At 43.4% G+C, this 19007-nt stretch carries 25 protein-coding genes; 16 read left to right on the plus strand and 9 right to left on the minus strand.

The features are described from left to right. From JGK20_RS06165 to JGK20_RS06175, 3 genes are all read left to right on the plus strand, one after another. Positions 1-838, plus strand: an 838-nt coding sequence (locus tag JGK20_RS06165) for an NB-ARC domain-containing protein (protein ID WP_293229788.1), incomplete at its 5' end; no start/stop codon positions are given. A 147-nt stretch (positions 839-985) separates the two neighbouring features. Continuing rightward, positions 986-1462: a type II toxin-antitoxin system antitoxin SocA domain-containing protein gene (locus JGK20_RS06170; RefSeq protein ID WP_293176157.1), complete on the plus strand. Its 477-nt coding sequence runs from the start codon at positions 986-988 to the stop codon at positions 1460-1462. Next, positions 1443-1886, plus strand: coding sequence for a hypothetical protein (locus tag JGK20_RS06175; protein ID WP_293176155.1), 444 nt, complete (start codon positions 1443-1445; stop codon positions 1884-1886). Before JGK20_RS06170 ends, JGK20_RS06175 begins: the two co-directional genes overlap by 20 nt. Positions 1887-2050: 164 nt before the next feature. Here JGK20_RS06175 and JGK20_RS06180 read toward each other — a convergent pair whose 3' ends face one another. Both JGK20_RS06180 and JGK20_RS06185 read right to left on the minus strand, forming a co-directional pair. Then, positions 2051-2185, minus strand: coding sequence for a hypothetical protein (locus tag JGK20_RS06180; protein ID WP_293176153.1), 135 nt, complete (start codon positions 2183-2185; stop codon positions 2051-2053). A gap of 88 nt (positions 2186-2273) precedes the next feature. Further along, positions 2274-2492 carry a hypothetical protein gene (locus tag JGK20_RS06185; RefSeq protein ID WP_293210443.1) on the minus strand — a complete coding sequence of 73 codons (219 nt, stop codon included), beginning with the start codon at positions 2490-2492 and terminating at the stop codon, positions 2274-2276. 127 nt (positions 2493-2619) lie between these two features. On the opposite strand from JGK20_RS06185, the gene JGK20_RS06190 reads away from it, so the two are divergent. The 5 genes from JGK20_RS06190 to JGK20_RS34435 all read left to right on the plus strand — a co-directional run bounded on the left by JGK20_RS06190 (position 2620) and on the right by JGK20_RS34435 (position 8002). Next, positions 2620-3450, plus strand: a complete 831-nt coding sequence (locus JGK20_RS06190; protein ID WP_293229791.1) for a hypothetical protein — start codon at positions 2620-2622, stop codon at positions 3448-3450. Between the two features lie 405 nt (positions 3451-3855). Beyond that, positions 3856-5958 (plus strand): M3 family metallopeptidase, encoded by a 2103-nt coding sequence (locus JGK20_RS06195; protein WP_293191174.1) that lies wholly within the window; start codon positions 3856-3858, stop codon positions 5956-5958. A gap of 908 nt (positions 5959-6866) precedes the next feature. Next, positions 6867-7133: an extracellular matrix/biofilm regulator RemA gene (remA, locus tag JGK20_RS06200; RefSeq protein WP_172193250.1), complete on the plus strand. Its 267-nt coding sequence runs from the start codon at positions 6867-6869 to the stop codon at positions 7131-7133. 78 nt (positions 7134-7211) lie between these two features. Then, the gene (gene gmk / locus JGK20_RS06205) at positions 7212-7775 is read left to right on the plus strand and encodes a guanylate kinase (RefSeq protein ID WP_293191176.1); all 564 of its coding nucleotides are present in this window, start codon (positions 7212-7214) and stop codon (positions 7773-7775) included. A gap of 110 nt (positions 7776-7885) precedes the next feature. Beyond that, the gene (locus tag JGK20_RS34435) at positions 7886-8002 is read left to right on the plus strand and encodes a hypothetical protein (RefSeq protein ID WP_366038581.1); all 117 of its coding nucleotides are present in this window, start codon (positions 7886-7888) and stop codon (positions 8000-8002) included. Here the strand turns inward: JGK20_RS34435 and JGK20_RS06210 are convergent. Continuing rightward, a complete protein-coding gene (locus JGK20_RS06210; protein ID WP_293229794.1) occupies positions 7950-8687 on the minus strand; it encodes a hypothetical protein in 738 nt (245 codons plus the stop codon). The two genes, JGK20_RS34435 and JGK20_RS06210, sit on opposite strands and share 53 nt — an antisense overlap. 142 nt (positions 8688-8829) lie before the next feature. Here JGK20_RS06210 and xseA point away from each other — a divergent pair, with 142 nt between their 5' ends. Beyond that, the gene (gene xseA / locus JGK20_RS06215) at positions 8830-9990 is read left to right on the plus strand and encodes an exodeoxyribonuclease VII large subunit (protein ID WP_293229796.1); all 1161 of its coding nucleotides are present in this window, start codon (positions 8830-8832) and stop codon (positions 9988-9990) included. 5 nt (positions 9991-9995) lie between these two features. After that, the gene (gene xseB, locus JGK20_RS06220) at positions 9996-10223 is read left to right on the plus strand and encodes an exodeoxyribonuclease VII small subunit (RefSeq protein WP_293176136.1); all 228 of its coding nucleotides are present in this window, start codon (positions 9996-9998) and stop codon (positions 10221-10223) included. 51 nt (positions 10224-10274) lie between these two features. Here the strand turns inward: xseB and JGK20_RS06225 are convergent, their stop codons facing one another. From JGK20_RS06225 to JGK20_RS06240, 4 genes are all read right to left on the minus strand, one after another. After that, a complete protein-coding gene (locus JGK20_RS06225; RefSeq protein WP_293210432.1) occupies positions 10275-11396 on the minus strand; it encodes a hypothetical protein in 1122 nt (373 codons plus the stop codon). After that, positions 11397-12989, minus strand: a complete 1593-nt coding sequence (locus JGK20_RS06230; RefSeq protein WP_293176132.1) for an AAA family ATPase — start codon at positions 12987-12989, stop codon at positions 11397-11399. Between the two features lie 136 nt (positions 12990-13125). Then, entirely contained in the window at positions 13126-13335 is a 210-nt protein-coding gene (locus tag JGK20_RS06235; RefSeq protein WP_293176130.1) for a CsbD family protein, read from the minus strand. Between the two features lie 278 nt (positions 13336-13613). Next, the gene (locus tag JGK20_RS06240) at positions 13614-14450 is read right to left on the minus strand and encodes a PHP domain-containing protein (RefSeq protein WP_293205596.1); all 837 of its coding nucleotides are present in this window, start codon (positions 14448-14450) and stop codon (positions 13614-13616) included. 89 nt (positions 14451-14539) lie between these two features. On the opposite strand from JGK20_RS06240, the gene JGK20_RS06245 reads away from it, so the two are divergent. Together JGK20_RS06245 and JGK20_RS06250 are read left to right on the plus strand one after the other, a co-directional pair. Continuing rightward, positions 14540-14686 carry a hypothetical protein gene (locus tag JGK20_RS06245; RefSeq protein WP_293176126.1) on the plus strand — a complete coding sequence of 49 codons (147 nt, stop codon included), beginning with the start codon at positions 14540-14542 and terminating at the stop codon, positions 14684-14686. 81 nt (positions 14687-14767) lie between these two features. Beyond that, positions 14768-15112 (plus strand): hypothetical protein, encoded by a 345-nt coding sequence (locus tag JGK20_RS06250; RefSeq protein WP_293176124.1) that lies wholly within the window; start codon positions 14768-14770, stop codon positions 15110-15112. A gap of 108 nt (positions 15113-15220) precedes the next feature. Here JGK20_RS06250 and JGK20_RS06255 read toward each other — a convergent pair whose 3' ends face one another. After that, positions 15221-15673: a hypothetical protein gene (locus JGK20_RS06255; protein WP_293176122.1), complete on the minus strand. Its 453-nt coding sequence runs from the start codon at positions 15671-15673 to the stop codon at positions 15221-15223. Positions 15674-15728: 55 nt separating this feature from the next. Between JGK20_RS06255 and JGK20_RS06260 the strand changes: the two genes are divergently transcribed. The 4 genes from JGK20_RS06260 (at position 15729) to JGK20_RS06275 (ending at position 18578) form a co-directional block, all read left to right on the plus strand. After that, positions 15729-16349 (plus strand): histidine phosphatase family protein, encoded by a 621-nt coding sequence (locus JGK20_RS06260; RefSeq protein ID WP_293229799.1) that lies wholly within the window; start codon positions 15729-15731, stop codon positions 16347-16349. 151 nt (positions 16350-16500) lie between these two features. Further along, complete coding sequence (locus JGK20_RS06265; RefSeq protein WP_293197097.1) at positions 16501-17283, plus strand: HipA family kinase; 783 nt, start codon at positions 16501-16503, stop codon at positions 17281-17283. Between the two features lie 27 nt (positions 17284-17310). Next, positions 17311-18144 (plus strand): DUF3037 domain-containing protein, encoded by an 834-nt coding sequence (locus JGK20_RS06270; protein WP_293176116.1) that lies wholly within the window; start codon positions 17311-17313, stop codon positions 18142-18144. Positions 18145-18206: 62 nt separating this feature from the next. Next, positions 18207-18578 carry a VOC family protein gene (locus JGK20_RS06275; protein WP_293191180.1) on the plus strand — a complete coding sequence of 124 codons (372 nt, stop codon included), beginning with the start codon at positions 18207-18209 and terminating at the stop codon, positions 18576-18578. Positions 18579-18699: 121 nt separating this feature from the next. On the opposite strand, the gene JGK20_RS06280 is transcribed toward JGK20_RS06275, so the two are convergent. Then, positions 18700-18960 (minus strand): hypothetical protein, encoded by a 261-nt coding sequence (locus JGK20_RS06280; RefSeq protein WP_366038583.1) that lies wholly within the window; start codon positions 18958-18960, stop codon positions 18700-18702. Positions 18961-19007: the final 47 nt, after the last annotated feature.

Consider the following 19007-nt stretch of genomic DNA (forward strand, 5'->3'; position numbering starts at 1 on the left):
CCACGAACTCCAAACCCTCACAACCTGGATTCTACAACAAAACTGCCGCCTCATCACCCTCACCGGTATCAGCGGAATCGGCAAAACATCCCTAGCAGTACAACTCGTACAACAAATCAAAAACGAGTTTGAGTACGCAGCTTGGTTCACCCTAGACGAATTCCCCACCATCGATAAATTTCAATCTAACCTAACACAGCTTTTTTCCAATTCAGAAAACCTAGATTCATCCCCAACCAACCAGAAACGCTTACCTTTAATTAAATATTTACAAAACCATCGCTGTTTAATAGTATTAGATGACGTTCACAACCTTTTCTGTAGCGGCGAATTGGCAGGAAAGTACAAACCAAAATATGAAGAATATCGCTCTTTATTCAAACAGATAGAAAAATTATCCCATCAAAGTTGCTTTCTGCTAATCGGTTGGGAACCACCGAAAGAAGTTCCTCAACTCACCAGCGAAAATACTCCCATTCGTACCTTACAACTGACGGGCTTAGATATCGCGTCCGCACGGCAAATACTCAGAGATAAAGGATTAGCAGAAATCGACAACTGCCAAGCACTCATTCACCGCTACCAAGGCAACCCGTTATGGCTAAAAAGCGTGGCGACTTTGATTCAAGAGTTGGGAATCGGCGCGGCAGAGTTATTAATAGATGATACCATATTATTGCCAGAAGATTTGAAAGATGTTTTAGATGAGCAGTTCGATCGCACTTCCGAACTAGAAAAACAAGTCCTGTCATTGTTGGCGAAAGAAAACCAGCCAGTCAACCAGGGAAGTCTTTACACTCTCTCACCTGTACTGAAGCAGTATATCAAAGGATTGTAACCGAGATGTTGTACTAATATCAATAAGCCTTTTATTTCTTAGTCTGCGGAGGCAGACTTTGTTTGTGTAGTAGCGGTTTCAACCGCCAAATCATAAAAGAGGGTGACTGTGCTATCATAAAATACAAAACATATTGAGTCGAGTTATATGACAACAATAACTACAGTCACAACAGCCTCCCAACTCGCTGATTACTACATCTGGTTCGCGAATGATGTAGGCTCCTACCTCAGCAACCACAAGCTACAAAAACTCTTGTACTACGCCCAAGCATGGTATTTAGCCTTTGAAGATACACCGCTGTTTGATGAAGATTTTGAAGCTTGGGTACACGGGCCGACTATCCCGGCTTTATTTTATGAATACAAAGAACAATTTGACTTTAAGCCAATTCTGAAAGAAGTCGAAAAACCAGAGTTTCCCAAAGAAGTACAAGAGTTTTTAGACGAGTTATCCGATGATTACCTCTTTCGGGATGCCTATGAGTTAGAATTGATGGTGCGACGCGAAGATCCTTGGATTAATGCTAGAGGTGAGTTGCCAAAAGATGAACCTTCTCATGCTATTATTACCAAGGAATCAATGAAAAAATTTTACAAAAGCCGTGTCATCGAAGAAGCATAAAAAAAGACAAGATACAGAGATTCGCAGTCAACCATCTTCGGCAAGGAGAGAGGTTGTCAATATCCAAATTCCAGAAGGAATTAGTTTTTCTTTCAGGTATTATCAGGATGAGAAAAATAAGTTCCCAATTGGCGGTAGAGATGCTAAGTATCTAGCATCTCTATTGAGACGGCTGCGGGATTTGTCGCAATTGAATGCTCAAGAAGTTATCAATAATCAGAGTAAAAGTTTGCGTTGTCATGGCATAGCTTGGCAAAATACTACCGAACCTAATGGCTTCGGAATTCCCAATGAATCTGCGCTAGTAAATATGCCCTACCAGTTTCAAATCTCTGCTAATGAATACGGCAGGGTACATGGATTTTTTAGTGAAAATGTTTTTTATATTGTCTGGCTAGATCCAGAGCACAATCTTTACAGTTGAAATTATAATAAACTACCCACGGTCAGGACACGACACTCCCGTGTCCGACCTTGATATTGTGCACTTCGACTAAAGAAACCGGGTTTTTTACCGATTCTGTGGAACTCACGAAATATTCTCGCAAAAAACCCGGTTTTTGGACACCCGTGGGATAAGTCCTAATTTTAAGCAAATTTAGCATAGAGAGCTGAAATAAAATTCACGCTTAAAAAGCCGACTGCTAGGACGAGAATGATAAAGATTATGATAGTGAAAATAGATTTAAGCCGATCGGCATTTTCGGGTTTTTCTGATTTCATTTGTCAAGTCTTGCTGTAAATTATATCTGAGAAATTGAGAAAAAGTAAATTATACCAATGCACGAACAAAAACGCAACTACCGATCGCCTAAAAGCTTCGATCGCCCTCAGTAGGTGGCAGTTTTAATCTCAAATCGAAAAATGGAAAATCTAAAATCGACTGGCCTGTGCAGCAATTGTCGATCGCCTGCCTGCGATCGCGCCCCCGTCCTGTAAAATAGAGGGCGCCTTGGGGCTCAGCTTTTAACAGCCCCAATTGTGGGCGACAGCAAGACGGCTCGCAAATACATAATAATGTGTCAATCATCCTTAACTTACTGAATTAGGTAAAAATAGAAGAGTGCGCGGCAATAATCAAAAACATATAACTGAAAAAAGGATATAAATGAATGCTCCACCCAGTCTCGCAACCTTACCAACAACGAGAAAATACTATGACCCAAAGAGCCGTGCGGAAGCCAAACCCCTCTGTTAGAAACCGCTTGAGGCCAAGTTTTCCTCAAAGGCACTGGCTGGAGGTGGCAGAGTACGCCTCTCTGGCGGCCTCTGGTTTGGGTTCCTTGGCGGTGGCAGTGTCTGGTCAAGCTTTTTACGGGGTGGCTCCCCTAACCTTGGCTTTGTCGCTGAATGTGGCTAATCGGTATCGGTTCGAGCAGCAAGTGCGGGTTCATCAAACTTCGGAATTGGCCCAAGTACAAAAGTCTGTAAATAAGGTCGAAAAAACGGCGGTAACGGTAATTGTTAAATTGCGGAGGCATTTGTCAGCAGATATTGCAGCGCTGCGCCAGCAAATGGCTGCATTGCCTAGGAATGCAGCTTTTGAGGAGTCGATCGATATTGAGCGGCAATTGCTGAGTTTGGGAGAGTCGGTAGCTTCTTTGCAAGAAATTGTGGCGTCTGCTGTGCTCGATGTTCGCCAGCAGGTGAGGGAACAAATGCAAGATTTATCGATCGGCCAACCGACAAATATCGAAGCTGTGGAACAGGCGATCGAACAACTGCAAAGTGCGATGAAGAGCTTGACAGAAACTGCTCTCACCCGAGATGACTGGGAATTAGTAAATACTCGATTTTTGGAAATCCAGAAAGTTATGGCTAATCTGCAAAGCCAAGTGCAAGCTCCTGCGTACCAATCGACTCCGGATTTGTCTGTAGTTCAAGCTCAAATTCACCGTTTGGAACACGAGCAGCAAGAAGTTGTCAAACCTCATCTCAAGCGCTTAATCTCGGTTGTCAAGGAGTTGCAGCACACACAAGACAGGTGACTGTTGATAGTTGACAGTTGACAGTTGGCAGTTGGCAGTTGACAGTTGACAGTTGGCAGTTGGCAGTTGATAGTTGATAGTTGGCAGGGGAGCATCTCAGTTTTGCATTTAATAGTGCGAGCGTCCCCGCTCGCGAGTATTGCAATACTCGCGAGCGGGGACGCTCGCACTATAATAAAAAATGCTTGTTTAAAAAATGAGATGCTCCCGTTGGCAGTTGGCAGTTGATAGTTGGCAGTTGTAATTGGTCATTAGTCATCACTCAGAAGGAAGATTTTCCCCTTCTCCCCTTCTCCCCCTCTCCCCCTCTCCCGGCTGGAGTCGAATTTTTTAGACAACTGTGTTACAAATTGAAAAGGTAATCTGTCTAGTTCACCTGTTTTCAACCTGTTACAAGAAAATTAAATGACCGCAACCGTAACTGTTACTGATAACCCGTTATTAATTGGCAAAGGATTGCCACCGTTTGACGCGATCGCACCAGAACACGTAGTCCCCGCCGTTACGCAACTGCTGACGGAACTAGAAGCCGAGTTAGCTGCCTTAGAAGCCTCTGTTGAGCCGACTTGGAGCGGCTTGGTAGAACCATTGCAGCGGCTCGGAGAGCGTTTAAATTGGACTTGGAGCATTGTCGGACATTTGATGGGGGTGAAAAATAGTCCGGAATTGCGATCGGCTCACGAAACAGTGCAGCCAGAAGTAGTAAAATTTGCGAGCAAGCTCAGTCAGAGCAAACCGCTTTATGAAGGTTTTAAAGCGCTGCGGGCCAGCGAAAATTGGGACAGTTTAGAGCCAGCTCAACAGCGAATTGTCGAAGCCTCCCTCCGAGATGCTCAACTCTCCGGCGTCGGTTTAGAAGGCGAGCAAAAAGAGCGTTTCAATGCCATTCAATTAGAAATGGCAGAAATTACTACTCAATTTTCCAATCATGTCCTCGACGCTACCAAAGCTTTCAGTATCACCCTCACAAACAAAGACGAAATTGACGGTTTACCGCCGAGTTTGTTGAGTTTAGCAGCTCAAGCGGCTCGCAGTGCCGGCGCCGAAAATGCGGATGCCGAAAATGGCCCTTGGCGGATTACTTTAGACTTTCCGAGTTACGGGCCTTTCATGCAGCACAGCACTCGCCGCGATTTGCGCGAAAAGTTGTACAAAGCTTTGATCGGCAGAGCTAGCAGTGGAGATTTGAATAACTGGCCTTTGACCGATCGCATTTTAGCACTGCGCCACGAAAAAGCAGCTTTGCTCGGGTTTAGCAGTTATGCCGAATTGAGCTTGGCGAGCAAAATGGCTCCTAACGTTACAGCAGTGGAAGCTTTGTTAGAAGAATTGCGCTTGGCTAGCTACGATGCTGCTGTCAAAGATTTAGAAGAATTAAAAGCTTTTGCTGCCTCTAAAGGTGCGCTGGAAGCTGAGGATTTGAAGCACTGGGATATTGGTTTTTGGTCGGAAAGGCAGCGGGAAGAAAAGTTTGCTTTTAGTGCCGAAGAATTGCGTCCTTATTTTGCTTTGCCGCAGGTATTGGAGGGGTTATTTGGATTAGTAAAGCGGCTGTTCGGCGTGACGGTAACGGCGACGGACGGTCAAGCTCCTGTCTGGCACAAAGACGTGCGCTATTTTAGAATAGATGATGAAGCCGGAAATGCGATCGCCAATTTCTATCTAGACCCCTACAGCCGCCCAGAAGAAAAGCGCGGCGGTGCTTGGATGGATGAGTGCGTGGTGCGCGCTAAGTTTGTGGAAGCGGGAAAAACAACAACGCGCTTACCTGTGGCGTATTTGGTGTGCAACCAAAGCCCTCCGGTTGATGGGAAACCGAGTTTAATGACTTTTGTGGAAGTAGAAACTTTGTTTCACGAATTCGGCCACGGTTTGCAGCATATGCTAACAACGGTAGACTATCCGGGGGCTTCTGGCATCAATAATGTTGAGTGGGATGCGGTGGAATTGCCCAGTCAATTTATGGAAAATTGGTGTTACGATAGGGCGACTTTGTTCGGGATGGCAAAACATTACCAAACTGGGGAAACTTTGCCGGAACACTATTACCAAAAGCTGTTAGCAGCGCGCCACTACATGAGCGGCAGTGCCATGCTCAGGCAAGTACATTTTAGCAGTGTTGATATTGAATTGCACCACCGCTATCGATCGGGCGGCAGCGAAACTGTGGCGGATGTCCGCAACCGCATCGCTAAAACGACAACTGTTTTGCCTCCTCTGGAAGAAGACGCATTTTTGTGCGCTTTCGGACACATTTTTGCGGGCGGCTATGCGGCGGGCTATTACAGCTATAAATGGGCGGAAGTCCTTAGTGCTGATGCTTTTGCGGCGTTTGAGGAGGCGGGTTTGGAAGATGAAAGTGCGATCGCCTCTACAGGTAAACTCTTCCGAGATACAGTGTTAGGATTGGGTGGCAGTTTGCACCCGATGGAAGTGTTTAAAACATTCCGAGGACGCGAACCGAGCACTAAAGCTTTGTTGAGACACAGCGGTTTAGTTGCGGCTTAACAAACTGTCCAATAATTGAGGATTAATGCAGGTAAATTCATCTGCATTAATCCCGCTAAAAAGCGGGATTAAAAAGTTTGTAGTGAGGACTTTAGTCCTATAATTTTTATTTACATATAATCCAATACAGTTCACTTAAGGTAGATTCCCCCTAATCCCTAATCCCTTAAAGTTCGGATGGCGTATTAGACGCAACTTTCATATTAATAAATAAAGGTACGTTGTTGGGCTTTAGCCCTCTTTATCTATACTTCTAAAGAGGGCTAAAGCCCAACAACGTACCTAATTTTATAAGAACAATATCGAAGGGTTATAGTAACACTTTTAAATTGGTATTAATAGGACTAAAGTCCTCACTACGAAACATTTTTTTTGTAGAACATCATGCAACAAACATCTGTAGTTTGGCACATCATCCCCAATTTGCCACAAAAAGATTGGGGATGATGTACGCGCCACGTGGCTATCCCGTAGGTAATCGCCAGCAGCTTTTGGATTAGCTTGAAGGCCCATCAAAGCAGCATCAATCTCAATACTGTCAGTATAAACTGCCTTTCGTGAATATTTTCTATCATTAATCAGTGATGGTACTTAACTTTCCCTCCACCTGAAACTTCCTTTATATTTCGCAACATTTACTGGCGGTTTTCTCCATACAGCTAAAGCTTTTATTCGCAACGAAAAATTGAGAATTTTACCGAATCTTTAACATCCAGCGGTCACCAGCGGTAGTTTTTTAAAGTTTTGATAAAGATTGGCAGACTCTGCTTCAAAAAAGAGCAAAAAATGAAGGTGAAAATTTAAAACTTTTTGTTATGAATAATTTTAACTTGCCAGAAAAAATGTATTTATATATGATAATAAGTAAGGATTGATAGTTACTTGTTCACCTATAGATTGAGATATTCATGGATATTCAATTAATTAATATCGGCTTTGGTAATATTGTGTCGGCTAACCGAGTGATTGCCATTGTCAGTCCCGAGTCAGCGCCAATTAAGCGTATAATTACTGATGCGCGGGAGCGCGGACAACTGGTTGATGCTACTTACGGCCGCCGCACGAGGGCGGTAATTATTACTGATTCGAGTCACGTTATCCTCTCGGCGATTCAGCCGGAAACGGTTGCTAATCGTTTTGCGATCGGCAAAGACGGTCAAGGTCGGGATGATTGAGGTTTGTTGGTTGCAATTTGAGCACTTACAGTCTAGAGTAAGCGAAAACTCAAATTGTGACACGTTTCTCTTCTAAAAATGAAATCCGGTAAATTAATTGTTCTGACGGGGCCTAGCGGTGTGGGGAAAGGCACCCTAGTGCGATCGCTCCTCAACCGCCATCCCGAATTATATCTTTCGGTATCGGTGACAACTCGTAAGCCCCGCGAGGGAGAAATTGAGGGACAACACTACTATTTTGTCAGCCGCAGCCGTTTTGAGGAAATGGTTGAGGCTGGCGAATTGGCTGAATGGGCTGAGTTTGCTGGCAATTTTTACGGTACTCCATTTTTTGCTCTCAAACAGGGAATCGGCGAGGGAAAATGGGTAATCCTGGAAATTGAACTCGAAGGAGCAAGGCAAATTAGAAATAAGTTTTCTGAAGCTTTGCGAATTTTTATTTTACCTCCTTCTTGGGAAGAATTGGAGCGCAGGCTGCGGAGTCGGGGTCAAGATTCCGAAATTGCGATCGCCCGTCGGTTGCTGCGGGCTAAAGAGGAGATTGAAGCTGCGGGCGAATTCGACTTCCAAGTTGTCAACGACGATTTAGAAGTTGCTTTAAAAAAACTAGAATCCGTGTTGTTTGTCAGCGACCGGAAATGAGGGGATGATGATTTGATATTATAGCCTTTCGAGCGAAAGATTCGCGGACGATTGGGCATAGGGCAAACCGGGCATAGGGCATACCTCACTTTTTTGAGAACCAATTACCAATTACCAATTACCAATTACCAATTACCAATTACCAATTACCAATTACCAATTACCAATTACCAATTACCAATTACCAATTACCAATTTACGCGCTAAAACTTCGGTACTTTTCTTGATAGCAACACAAGATTTTAAATTCAATTCTAGAGTTTCGGACGCAGGCGAAAATTTCCTGAGCGGTTCTATTTCGCGAGCAGAACATCCCAACATTTCCATATAAGCTAGTGTCCAGCCAATAGCTGCAATGTCGCTGACATTGCCTTCTCCGGCGCACAGGTGACAACCCGATTCGCCCTCGGGGCTGCACTCGGGACAAACCCAATTGTTGAGTTGTGAATTTAGCTGAATTGTGCGGGATGCTGAGGAAATTGTCAATGCTTTAATGTGGTTTTGAACTACTTGTTTAAAACCTCTGTTTGGGTTGGTGCGGTAATCGGAATTGTTGGGCGATCGCCCGTTAGCGAAGCCCTCGAAGAGGATCGCCATTCCTGGCTGTTGCAACGAAGCCCCAGATGCTGTTTTGTTATCTGTTTTGACTCCAGATTCACCCAGGTTCGCCGTTAGCTGAATGCCGTAGTCTTTCGACTCTTCAGTCTGAGAGCGGCTGAGTGCGCTGTCAGAATCGGATGCTGTGCGATCTTCTTCGAGGGCTTCGCGATCGGCAAAATCTTGCATCGAGAGGTGATGTTCGATCGCCAAAGACCAAGTTCTTTTATGTCTGAGATCGCCATATTTTCTGGCTTCGGCATCAGTAATGCCGATCGCCGCAGCCTCTTGGCGCAGCACATTCATCGAAGTCATGACATCTGATATCATTAGTTTGTTTGCTGTTAATTTACCTTCGCCGGTAGAGAAGCCCTCGCAGAGGATAGACTTACAAATAAATACCTTAGATATAGTAGCCTAAATCTCAAATCTCAAATCTCAAATCTACAATTGTTTAATGAATTCAATTTTCCCTGACACAACGTTATCGGTGGGCGGACTAACATCATACCTGAAAGAATTGCTGGAGGGCGATCGCAACCTGCGATCGATTTGGCTAACGGGCGAGGTGTCGAACGTTTCGCGGCATTCCAGCGGCTGTTATTTCACTCTACGCGATCCCGACACAAGCGCTGCGATTACCTGCGTGGTGTGGACTTATCAACAGCAAAACTTGCGACGAATGCCCGTAAAAGGCGAGCAATTGCTGGTTTTCGGAAGCATTCAGGTTTACGAACCTCGCGGGGATTACAAGTTGATTGTTTCCAAATCGCTACCGGGTGGGGAAGGATTGGAGGCTTTGCGGTTGCAGCAATTGCGATCGCGCTTGGAAGCTGAGGGTTTCTTCGATCGCGCCAGAAAGCGCCCGATTCCCGCACACCCGCAGATTGTGGCGGTGGTGACATCGGATACTGGCGCTGCGTGGGGGGATATTCAGCGCACGTTAGCACAGAGATATCCGGGTTTGCAGGTGTTGCTGTCGCCCACTTTGGTGCAGGGGGATTTGGCTGCTGCTGCGATTGTTAGGGCGATCGCCCGTGTAGAATTGGACGGTAGGGCGGATGTCATAATTTTAGGGCGGGGCGGCGGTTCTGCGGAGGATTTGGCTTGTTTTAACGATGAAAGAGTCGTCAGGGCGATCGCGAATTGCACAATCCCAATTATTACAGGCATCGGCCACGAAAGAGACGAATCTCTGGCAGATTTAGTAGCAGATAAACGAGCGCATACTCCGACGGCGGCCGCTACTCAAGCCGTACCAATTTTAGCAGATATTTACTGGGAACACAGGCAGAGAATGCTTAATTTAGCAAGTGTTGTGCGGGCAAGATTTCAGCAAGAAGAACAGCATTTGCAACAGCTACAAAATCGCTTAAAACGGTTGCCTGCGACATCGCGAACTTTGCGGCAAGCAACTGGTAAACTGGAGATATTGCAAGAAAAGTTAGCGGCGCTAAATCCGGCGGCGGTTTTGGAAAGGGGTTATGCGGCGGTAATCCAAGGTGACGGTACGATTGTCCGCCAAACTGAGGGTTTGGAATTGGGCGAGGAGTTGACGGTGAGGTTGAGTCGCGGTGTGCTGAAGGTTAAGATTGTGGAAGTTTTGGATGCAGAATAAATGTTATGGTTAACTCGCAGTTGCGTCAGTCTGGCTGGAATTATGAGGAAACGGTCGATCGCATTGAGGCGATTATCGATCGAGTGGAGTCGGGAGAGTTGCCTCTAGAGGAGGTTTTTGAGCAGTTTGCGGTGGCTGTGGAGTGTTTGCAGGAGTGCGAAGGTTTTCTGGCGCGGGGGAAGGATAAGATGGATTTGGCGATCGAACTTTTAGCTGCGGAACCGGATTTTTAACCGCAGATTTAGGCGCTTCGCCTTTATAAATAAACAAGTAATAGCAAAGTATCAAGCACGAATAGGACTTTCAGCAATGCACCAGTTCATCACAACCTGTCCCATCTTTTCCCAATCAGAAACCATGGACTTATCAATTATTCTGGCAATCTCATGAGGACTTTTTTGTTTAAGATATTCAACGGTATTGCTGAGCGTACTTTCTCCAAATCCCAGTGAGATTTTACATTGACATTCTCCACTACTACTGCATTGCCAGTTAACTTGACACCAATTATCTATACAACTTAATATATGGGGACTCATAGAAATCTTTACTTCCCAAAAAGACTTAATATTAGGGTTACTTGATTGAATAACTTCCTTCATTCTAGTTCCTTTTTTTATATCTAAAAAATACCTAATATCGACTGCACTACTACTAATATCTTCAAAAATTTTTAATGCTTTGAGTCTTTCCTGATTTTTGGAACACAGTTCAGATAAAATTGAATTAGGTATTAAGTTTTCAACTTCACGGCAATCAAGAATAAAATTTTCCGTATTTATACAAGTAGAATCGCTCAAAGCTTGGAGGCGAGATGCCGTCGAGCCTAGATTTCCATCAGGAGCAATTTTATCGCTATCTACAATACAAAGGCAAAAGCGTTTTTTAAATTTTTGAATATTAATATACTCACTAGAAATTGTATTACCACCACCACCTCTAGGTTCGCATACTATTTTTACATTCATCTTTTTCCATATAAGATAAACTTTTGCTATAATTTCGTATAAAACAGCATCATCACTATTTTCACACAAGAGTATGGTTTTCTGTACAGACTCTGAATCATTAAAAAAACGTGGGCCAACTTTAATAATTTGCTTACCTGAATCAGAAATCACTGCTGGTTCATAACAAGGATTAACAATTTCAATATATCTTGTTACCGCCGAAAGATAGGATTGAAATTGTGTAGATTGGTTGTATAACTTATGGTAAATATTTCTAGCAAATTGAGATAAACGAGAGCATTGAGCAATTTTTTTAAAAGTTTCTCTCTTAGCCATTACTATATGCTTACCTTCCCGACGGGCAGATGCAAGATTTTCTAAAGCCAAAACAGTCTCATCGTCCCAAGTATTTTCATCTCCCTTATCTACTACAGAGCTATCAATCAAAATTAGCATTTATACAAGTTCCATCTCGAAAAAATCTAGCGGCCAGTTTAAAAGATACCCATCTGAATTGAATTGAGAGTTTCTTATTCTTACTTCTCCTGGTTTATCGCATGGCTCAAATAAAACAATGTTGATTTCATCAGGAGAAATTTTACCTTCGGAAACTAATTGTCCGAGGCGATTTACCAATACTTCACTATGGGTTTCAATCATTAAACGTAGCTGAATCTTCTTCTCCTTAGCTGCTTTGATTGACTTAACCAATGCATCTGTTAAAGTTCCTTGCAGACGGGGATGAAGATGTAACTCAGGTTGCTCAATAGCGTAGGTTATTGTTCCTCGGTTTACTCGACGAAATGAACTTAGTAACCATAATTGAGTAATAACAGGAAGAATTTGAGAAAAACCAAATCCAGTATCAGCAACATTCAGGTATTTATCAGAATTTTTAGAACGAATTTTTACTGAAATGTGACCAAGGCTAGATTTAATTGATGGCTTAAATCCAAAATTATCTAAAGTCCAGGTAGAAAAGTTTTTCATTTCTGAATCAGTTAGATTGCGTAAAAACATTGCAAGATTATTACCTTGGTAATCCACTTCATCAACAGCTAAATCTTGAGTTCGGTAATAACGCTCTGCTGTAGCTCGTACTGGCCCAATATAGCTAATATTCTTTGAGAAGTTCGCTAGTGTATCATCACATTTTTCAAGAATAAAAGGTATCGCATTTGCGATAATCAGATCCCTTAAATCTTTAAAATCTTTTGTCTCAACTGTCCAATTCTTAGTTTTATTCTTCCAAGATTTGCCAGCAATATTATTTTCTTGAATATCTTTTAACATATTTTCTGAGTTGCCGAGACCAAAAGAGAGTGCCATTTGAATAATAGTCTCTAACTTAGTTGCATGATGAGCCGTCTCTTTGGTTTTGTCTATCAAAGCTTGAAATAAAGCTCTGAAGCGAGAACGATATCTTACAAAACCAGGAGATAGTGAGGATGATTTTTCAAATTCATATTCTTTTTTTTGCTCACTTTCAGTAATAGTTGGCAGAATCAGACTCCTGTCAAATTTTCTAGTAACATATTTATTACCCAAATTTAAAACGTTAAATGAATTTACGAAAAAGTCCGTTAGAGAATCATCCTCACCAAAAGATAATTGGATTTTTGAATCTTCAAGCTGCAAAAAGATTCTACTTGTTCTTGTTGTTTCTTTCTTTTTATTTTCTGAGACTTGGAGAGTTAACGTTATATCACAAGTGTTTAAAATCTTTGCTTCTCCCGAAAAAAGAAAGTAAGAAAAATCTCTAGCAGAGGGAAACTGTCTTGATTCGAGCTTGAAGTTAAAAGAAAATTCAATATTATCTTCTGCTCCTGTTTGATGAGCATCCTCAAAATTACCGAAGTCAACTAGGCGACCTGACCAAAGTATTGGCCCAGTTGTTCTAGATTCTAGGCTTTGTTTCAATAGAGGAAGAATACGCAGAAAACTACTCTTACCTGAACTGTTTTGCCCAAGAAGAACAGTTATAGGCTTTAACTCAATATAGCCAGTGTCAGCCAGACAGCGTAATCTTTCCACTCTAATAGAATCCATTCATACCTCTTAATAAGGAATAGCTTTAATATTTTATCTGCCCAGACGCCTCTAAATCTTAGATTTAATTTTGATTAAAATCTTTTGGGGCGGGCGGGAAGCCCGCCCCAAAAATACAATCTAGATGCCCGACAGCTTACAATTTGTCGATCGCCCTTTTGGCCTTATCCGTCAGATTTTTTACCGCATCTTTCACATCTTCTGCTGCGTGGCGGGCGGCGGATTCCGCTTGTTTCGCTTTGCCTTCTGCCTGGTCTTTTTTATTGCCCGTGATGTTACCGAAAATTTCCTGAGCTTTGCCTTCTACGTTTTTGCCGATCGCCTTTGCTCTGTCTTCTGTACTCATAATCAGCTCCATTGAGTAGTTGAACGCTACTACCACCCTAACATTAGCTCAACAGAAGTTGCTCGCTAACTTCACATTAATTTATGTTGATTTTGATTTTTATTGGTTTTCAGTAGAGTTTTTGCCCAATATTTTATTGATACAGAAACCGCAGTAGTAGGGTGCGTCAGAATGACTTGATTATTCAGATTTACTCTGATAAAAACTGAGTCACGCACCCTACAGTTATACTCAAATTATTGTGGGGTGGGCTTCTAGCCCGCCCAAAAAGTTACAAACTATTTTAAACTCGCCGCTGCAACTTTAATCGGTTCGAGCAATTCTAACGGTATATGCAGCATATTCAAGTGAGTAGTTTCAACACCTTTCCTTTCATTTCTTTCTACTTCGGGGCCGTGATAATCGCTGCCACCTGTCATCAGCAAACCGCGATCGAGGCACAATTGTTTTAACTTATGAATTTGGCTGGAACTGTGGCTGGGATGGTATACTTCAACTCCCATTAAACCAGCATCTACTAATTCTTTCAAGACTTCCTCAACAGCGCCGCCGCGAAACAAATAAGGGTGAGCCCAGACTGGTACTGCGCCGCAACTCTTGAGTAAATCGATGCCTTCTGCGATCGAGAATTTCTCGTAATGCACGTAAGCCGGGCCGTTGTCTCCCAGCCACCTATCGAAGGCTTCTCGCGATGATTTTGCGTGACCCGCTTTTACCAGTGCAGAGGCAATGTGAGGCCTTCCCGGTGCCATTCCTGGGGATGTTGTTGGCAGTTCGATCGCGTATCCCATTGCTGCTAGTTTTTCTACCATTTCCTGCGATCGCCGAAACCGTCCTTCCAGGCGCGCTTTCAAAGGATCTCGCAGCTTATTTGCATCGGGATAAAAACCTAAAATATGCAGCGATCGACCGTTATGTACCGTACTGAGTTCTAGCCCTGGTACTATTTCTAGATTGTACAAGCTAGCGGCGGCGAAGGCTTCGTCCCAACCCGACATCGTATCGTGATCCGTGATGGCTAAAGCCCTAACTCCTGAGGCAGCGGCGGCTGCTACGAGTTGGCTGGGGGTGAGAGTACCGTCGGAGTAAGTTGTATGGCAGTGAAGCTCTAGCATATTGACCTGATTAATTATCGATCGACTTTGCAAACTGTACTGAAACTAACCCCCTCAGCAAGTATAACCTTAGTCCGTGATTCCTAACTATGGGTTCCAGCTTCGCCCTTGTGCCAGTTGGCGAATTGGCTGAATTTAGCGTCTGTTGCTTGTACGCAGAAACACACTCTCAAGTTATACAGGACAAACGTTTGAGTGCGATCGCCCGTCATCCGCGATCGAGCGAAAAAGTGTGAAGGTACGGATAGTGGCATTTGGCGAACACCATGACTCAGGGATTTTTTCTAAAGTAACAACATGACATTCAGGAAATACATATGAAATCTACTCTTTGCTTCCCCGAAACTTCCGTACACTCTCAAAAAATTAATTCCAACAATCATGGGATGAATTCTCACAGTAACATGGACTATTGTATCGCTGCTGCTTGGATCGACTTAGTGGGAGGAGATTACAGCAGTTTGGGAGGAGATGATTGGCTGGCTGTATGCGGCGATATTGATGAAGGCGAAATTTACCGCGAATGGTTTATGTGGCAAGACCGCGAAGTAACTCAAGAATGGGAAGCTTACGATCCAATTACTAATTATCGACACGTTGCTTGTAGCCGAGAAATGTTGATTGCTCAAATTGACAGAATCGAAGATACAAGACTATTTTAAAATCATAACTAATATTTAAATTTGATTGGCAGCAAACGTAAATTCAGCTTGCCCTCTCTGATTCCCGACTTCTTAAAAAAGCCGGGAATTTCGTTATTATTTTTTGATCTATTTTTGCTTCTCCCGTTCTAACTTGCGCTGCTTCAACGCTTCCAGGTTTTGTTTGATGCTGTCGATCGCACTTCCATTACCCTGCTCTTGGTATAATTCGCTAGCACGGATCAAATCTGCAACAGCCTCACCATCCGATCGCAAATTCGCAAAAATCAAACCGCGATTGTGGTAAGCCTCTGCCGTTGAAACCTCTTGTATGGCGCTAGTAAATTTATCTTCAGCTTTGCGGTAATTTCCCGACTGATAAGCCTCAATTCCAGCTTGGAAATAAGCCGCAGCTTTCCTACCGCTGTCAGTATCGGGAAATTCTGGCGAGTTTAAAATAGGTTCTTTAAACAGTACCGAAATGCTGCCCTTACCGGAGTAAGCCCAAGTCATTGTTCCCATGCCAATCCCCAGGGCAGCCACAACAATGACAGACAGAGCAATAAAATTGGTGAGTTCCATAGAGAAATATTTGTTGTATTACAATATGATAAGATAATTTCTAGGTTCTGGAACAATGGCTGTGCGGATTCACCTCAACGGTCAATGGTTTTTCGGCTCGCTAGCTTTAGTATTGTCGATCGGCATAATCAATGCAACTGCAACTTCTGACGCAGCAACCAACGCCCAGACTCAAGCGGGATGGCAACTGTTGCAGCGGGGCGAGACAGGGTTGGTGGTGGCAATGCGACACGCGATCGCCCCTGGAACCGGAGATCCTGCTAACTTTAAATTGGGCGACTGTTCCACCCAGCGCAACTTATCAGCCCAGGGAAGAACCCAAGCCCAGCAAATTGGAGCCGAATTTCGCAACCGCAACATCAAAATTGCCAGAGTTTTATCGAGTCAGTGGTGTCGGTGTTTGGAAACAGCAAAACTAATAAATTTAGGTAAAGTCGAGCCATTAAGAACACTCAACTCGTTCTTTAGCGACAGCAGCAAAGAAGCCCGACAAACAGCGACAATCCGCAAATTGATTGTTGACAACCGCAACACTAAAGGCGCTATTATTATGGTAACTCATCAAGTAAATATTACAGCAATTACAAATATTGTTCCCCAAAGCGGCGAAGCTGTGATTCTCAAAAGCGACGAACAAGGTAAAATCAAAATAGTTGGACGAATTGGCGGATTTTAAGAATGTGTAGCAATCCTTGCCGAATTTTTCGCGAACTCTTGCTTTCCTCTTCCTTTGTCTCCTTCGCAGCACGAGAAAAAAAATCGTTGAGTCTTGCTATCTAAAGTGATAATGTATAATTTTCCAGCAAATTTATGACTGCAAAATTATTGTGAGCGATAGTGCAGAGACTAAGCAAGAGAGAAGAAAAAGGTGGAAAGATTGTTTAGAAGCCGGAATCGATCGAGCTGAAGATCCGATAATTATCATTACCTTTCATTCAGGGTGGGCTTCTGCCGCACGTCCAGTTTTAGCACGGGGCATTGATAAGCGGGAATATGTCATCAAGGGGCAACAAGCAGGGCGTCAAATCGTCAACGATCAGGTGGTAGCAAGACTCGGTATCGCAATCGGAGCACCTGTGGGAGAACCTTGTATTGTTGAAATTTATGAGGAACTAATTGCTGAAGATTCTAGATTTTCTTATCTTACTCCTGGAACGGCTCATGCTACGCTTTACATCCCTAAATGTTCTGCCGAAAGAGAAGAAATCAAGCACACAAACCAGCCCGAAAACCGCGAAAGGTTTGCTTTGCTGATTTTGCTGTACGGATGGGTATATGCTAATGACTGTCAATTCATCTATCAAAATTTTCGTCCCAATTTAGTTTACTCTGTAGACCACGGTCATTTCTTTCCAGGCGGCCCAAAGTGGAACCAGCGCGACTTGCTCGAAGCTGCTAATGCTGAGATAAACCCCCACCTTGTTTCTAAATGTCAACTAAAGCCAGAGGAGATTAGCCAGGGACTTATGCTTCTCGATGCTGTCAGCGAAGAAAGCATTATTCAAGCTGTGGCTGCTCCGCCCAGGGAATGGGGATTTACAATTGACGAGCGTGTTACCATGGTAGAGTATATTGTTAAAAGAAGACAGGATTTACTGGCGCTCTTATAGCCACTGTCAGACAAAAAGGCGGAAACAATGGCAAGCAAGTATAGTATCGTTCAATACGTTCCCAATCCAATTGCTAACGAACGGATTAATATTGGCGTTGTTGCTTTTAACGAAGAACAGGTGCGCGTTCAGTTTCTCACAAACTGGGAGCGGGTGCGGCATTTTGGCATGGAAGATGTTACTTTCTTGAAAGAGTTTGCTCAGCGAATGTCCCAAGCTGCTGACTGTGGATTGATTTTTCCTGGGGATAACCCAAATGCTCCTTATCAGGAACGTTTAAATAAAATTGCCCAGGATTGGCTCAATAGTATTCAGTGGACAGAACCTCGTGGCTCCTTAGCAGATGTCGATAGTTTACTAGAAGATATTGCTAGTAATTTTTTGGTAGATTTGAATTCCCAAAAGCCGCATCGACGTGACCGCCAAGATGCTGCAAGATTGACCACTTCTAAATTTAGAAATGTTTTTCAAAAGTACGTGAAAAATGATGCTAAAGAACTCCTAAAAACAAGTTATTCCGTGCAGGGTAGTCGAGACTCTCACAAGTTTGATGCAGTTGTTGCTAATGGGCAACCTTACTTGGCAGCACACGGTGTATCATTTGAGGTGAAGATACCGGAACACCTGCAAAAATCTCTGTTTTGGATGATTACTGATGTAAAACAGTGTCAACCTAATTTTCCTATTGCAATCATGGCACTACCGCCAAAAAAAGACGCTGATAACTATCAAGAATCTCAGCAAAATTATCAGCAAGCTACCTCGACGTACTCAGAACTTGGTGCAAAGGTTCTTCAAGAAGAAGATGTTGAAAGTTGGGTAATCGAAAGACTTGAGAAGGGGAATCTATTGCATAGGTAAAGCGATTTTCCCATTGCCAATTCCCCCAATCTCCAATTACCAATTACCCATTACCCATTTATATGAGTTTCCAATACAGCGCAGCCTTCGTGACTTTAGCAGACCTTGACAAAGAAGTTCTCGTTAAATTTTACACCAAATTTCTCGACCTAGAACCAAACCCTTACATTCCCAATAATTATGCTGAATTTCAACTCCCCGGCCTGAGACTCGGCATATTCAAACCGAAAGATTCCCACAAATCGGAATTTGCAAATCGAGCCAAAACAGGCATGAGTTTGTGTTTGGAAGTCAGCAATATCGAAACTGCGATCGCCCGAATCTGGGCCTTAGGTTATCCGCCCGCCGGAGAAATTATCAAAGCCTCACACGGCTTAGAAATCTATGCCTTCGATCCCGCCGGAAATCGCCTAATTTTGCATCAATCCCATTAGAGTCTAGGATAATCCTCCCGCCTGTAGTCTGCGGTGGAACAGGCGTCTCGCCTGTGATTCTGTGGTGGTGATTCTGTGGTGGAACAGGCGTCCCGCCGGTGGTTCCTTCACAACCCCTCAACTATCTAATCAATTCAGCAAAACTATAAAAACTGATAATTAACAATAACAAAGCAGTGAAATGAGTCCACTGAAATTGAGGCCGCGGCCCGATATATTCCCGCACCAAAATTGAGAAAGAGGAACCAATGATATAACTCAAAGACAGCGTTAAATACTGCCACTGCAACGTTACACTCCACAGCCCGAGAAAAATCATCGCCAAAGTCAACATCACCAACTCAACAAACCGAGGCGGATTTTGCTGGCTAGACAGAATCACAGTGTTCAACCAATATTCCCAACTTCTCATGTTTTAACGATCGAGCT

The sequence above is a fragment of the Microcoleus sp. PH2017_05_CCC_O_A genome, assembly GCF_020738785.1.
Classification (GTDB): Bacteria; Cyanobacteriota; Cyanobacteriia; order Cyanobacteriales; family Microcoleaceae; genus Microcoleus.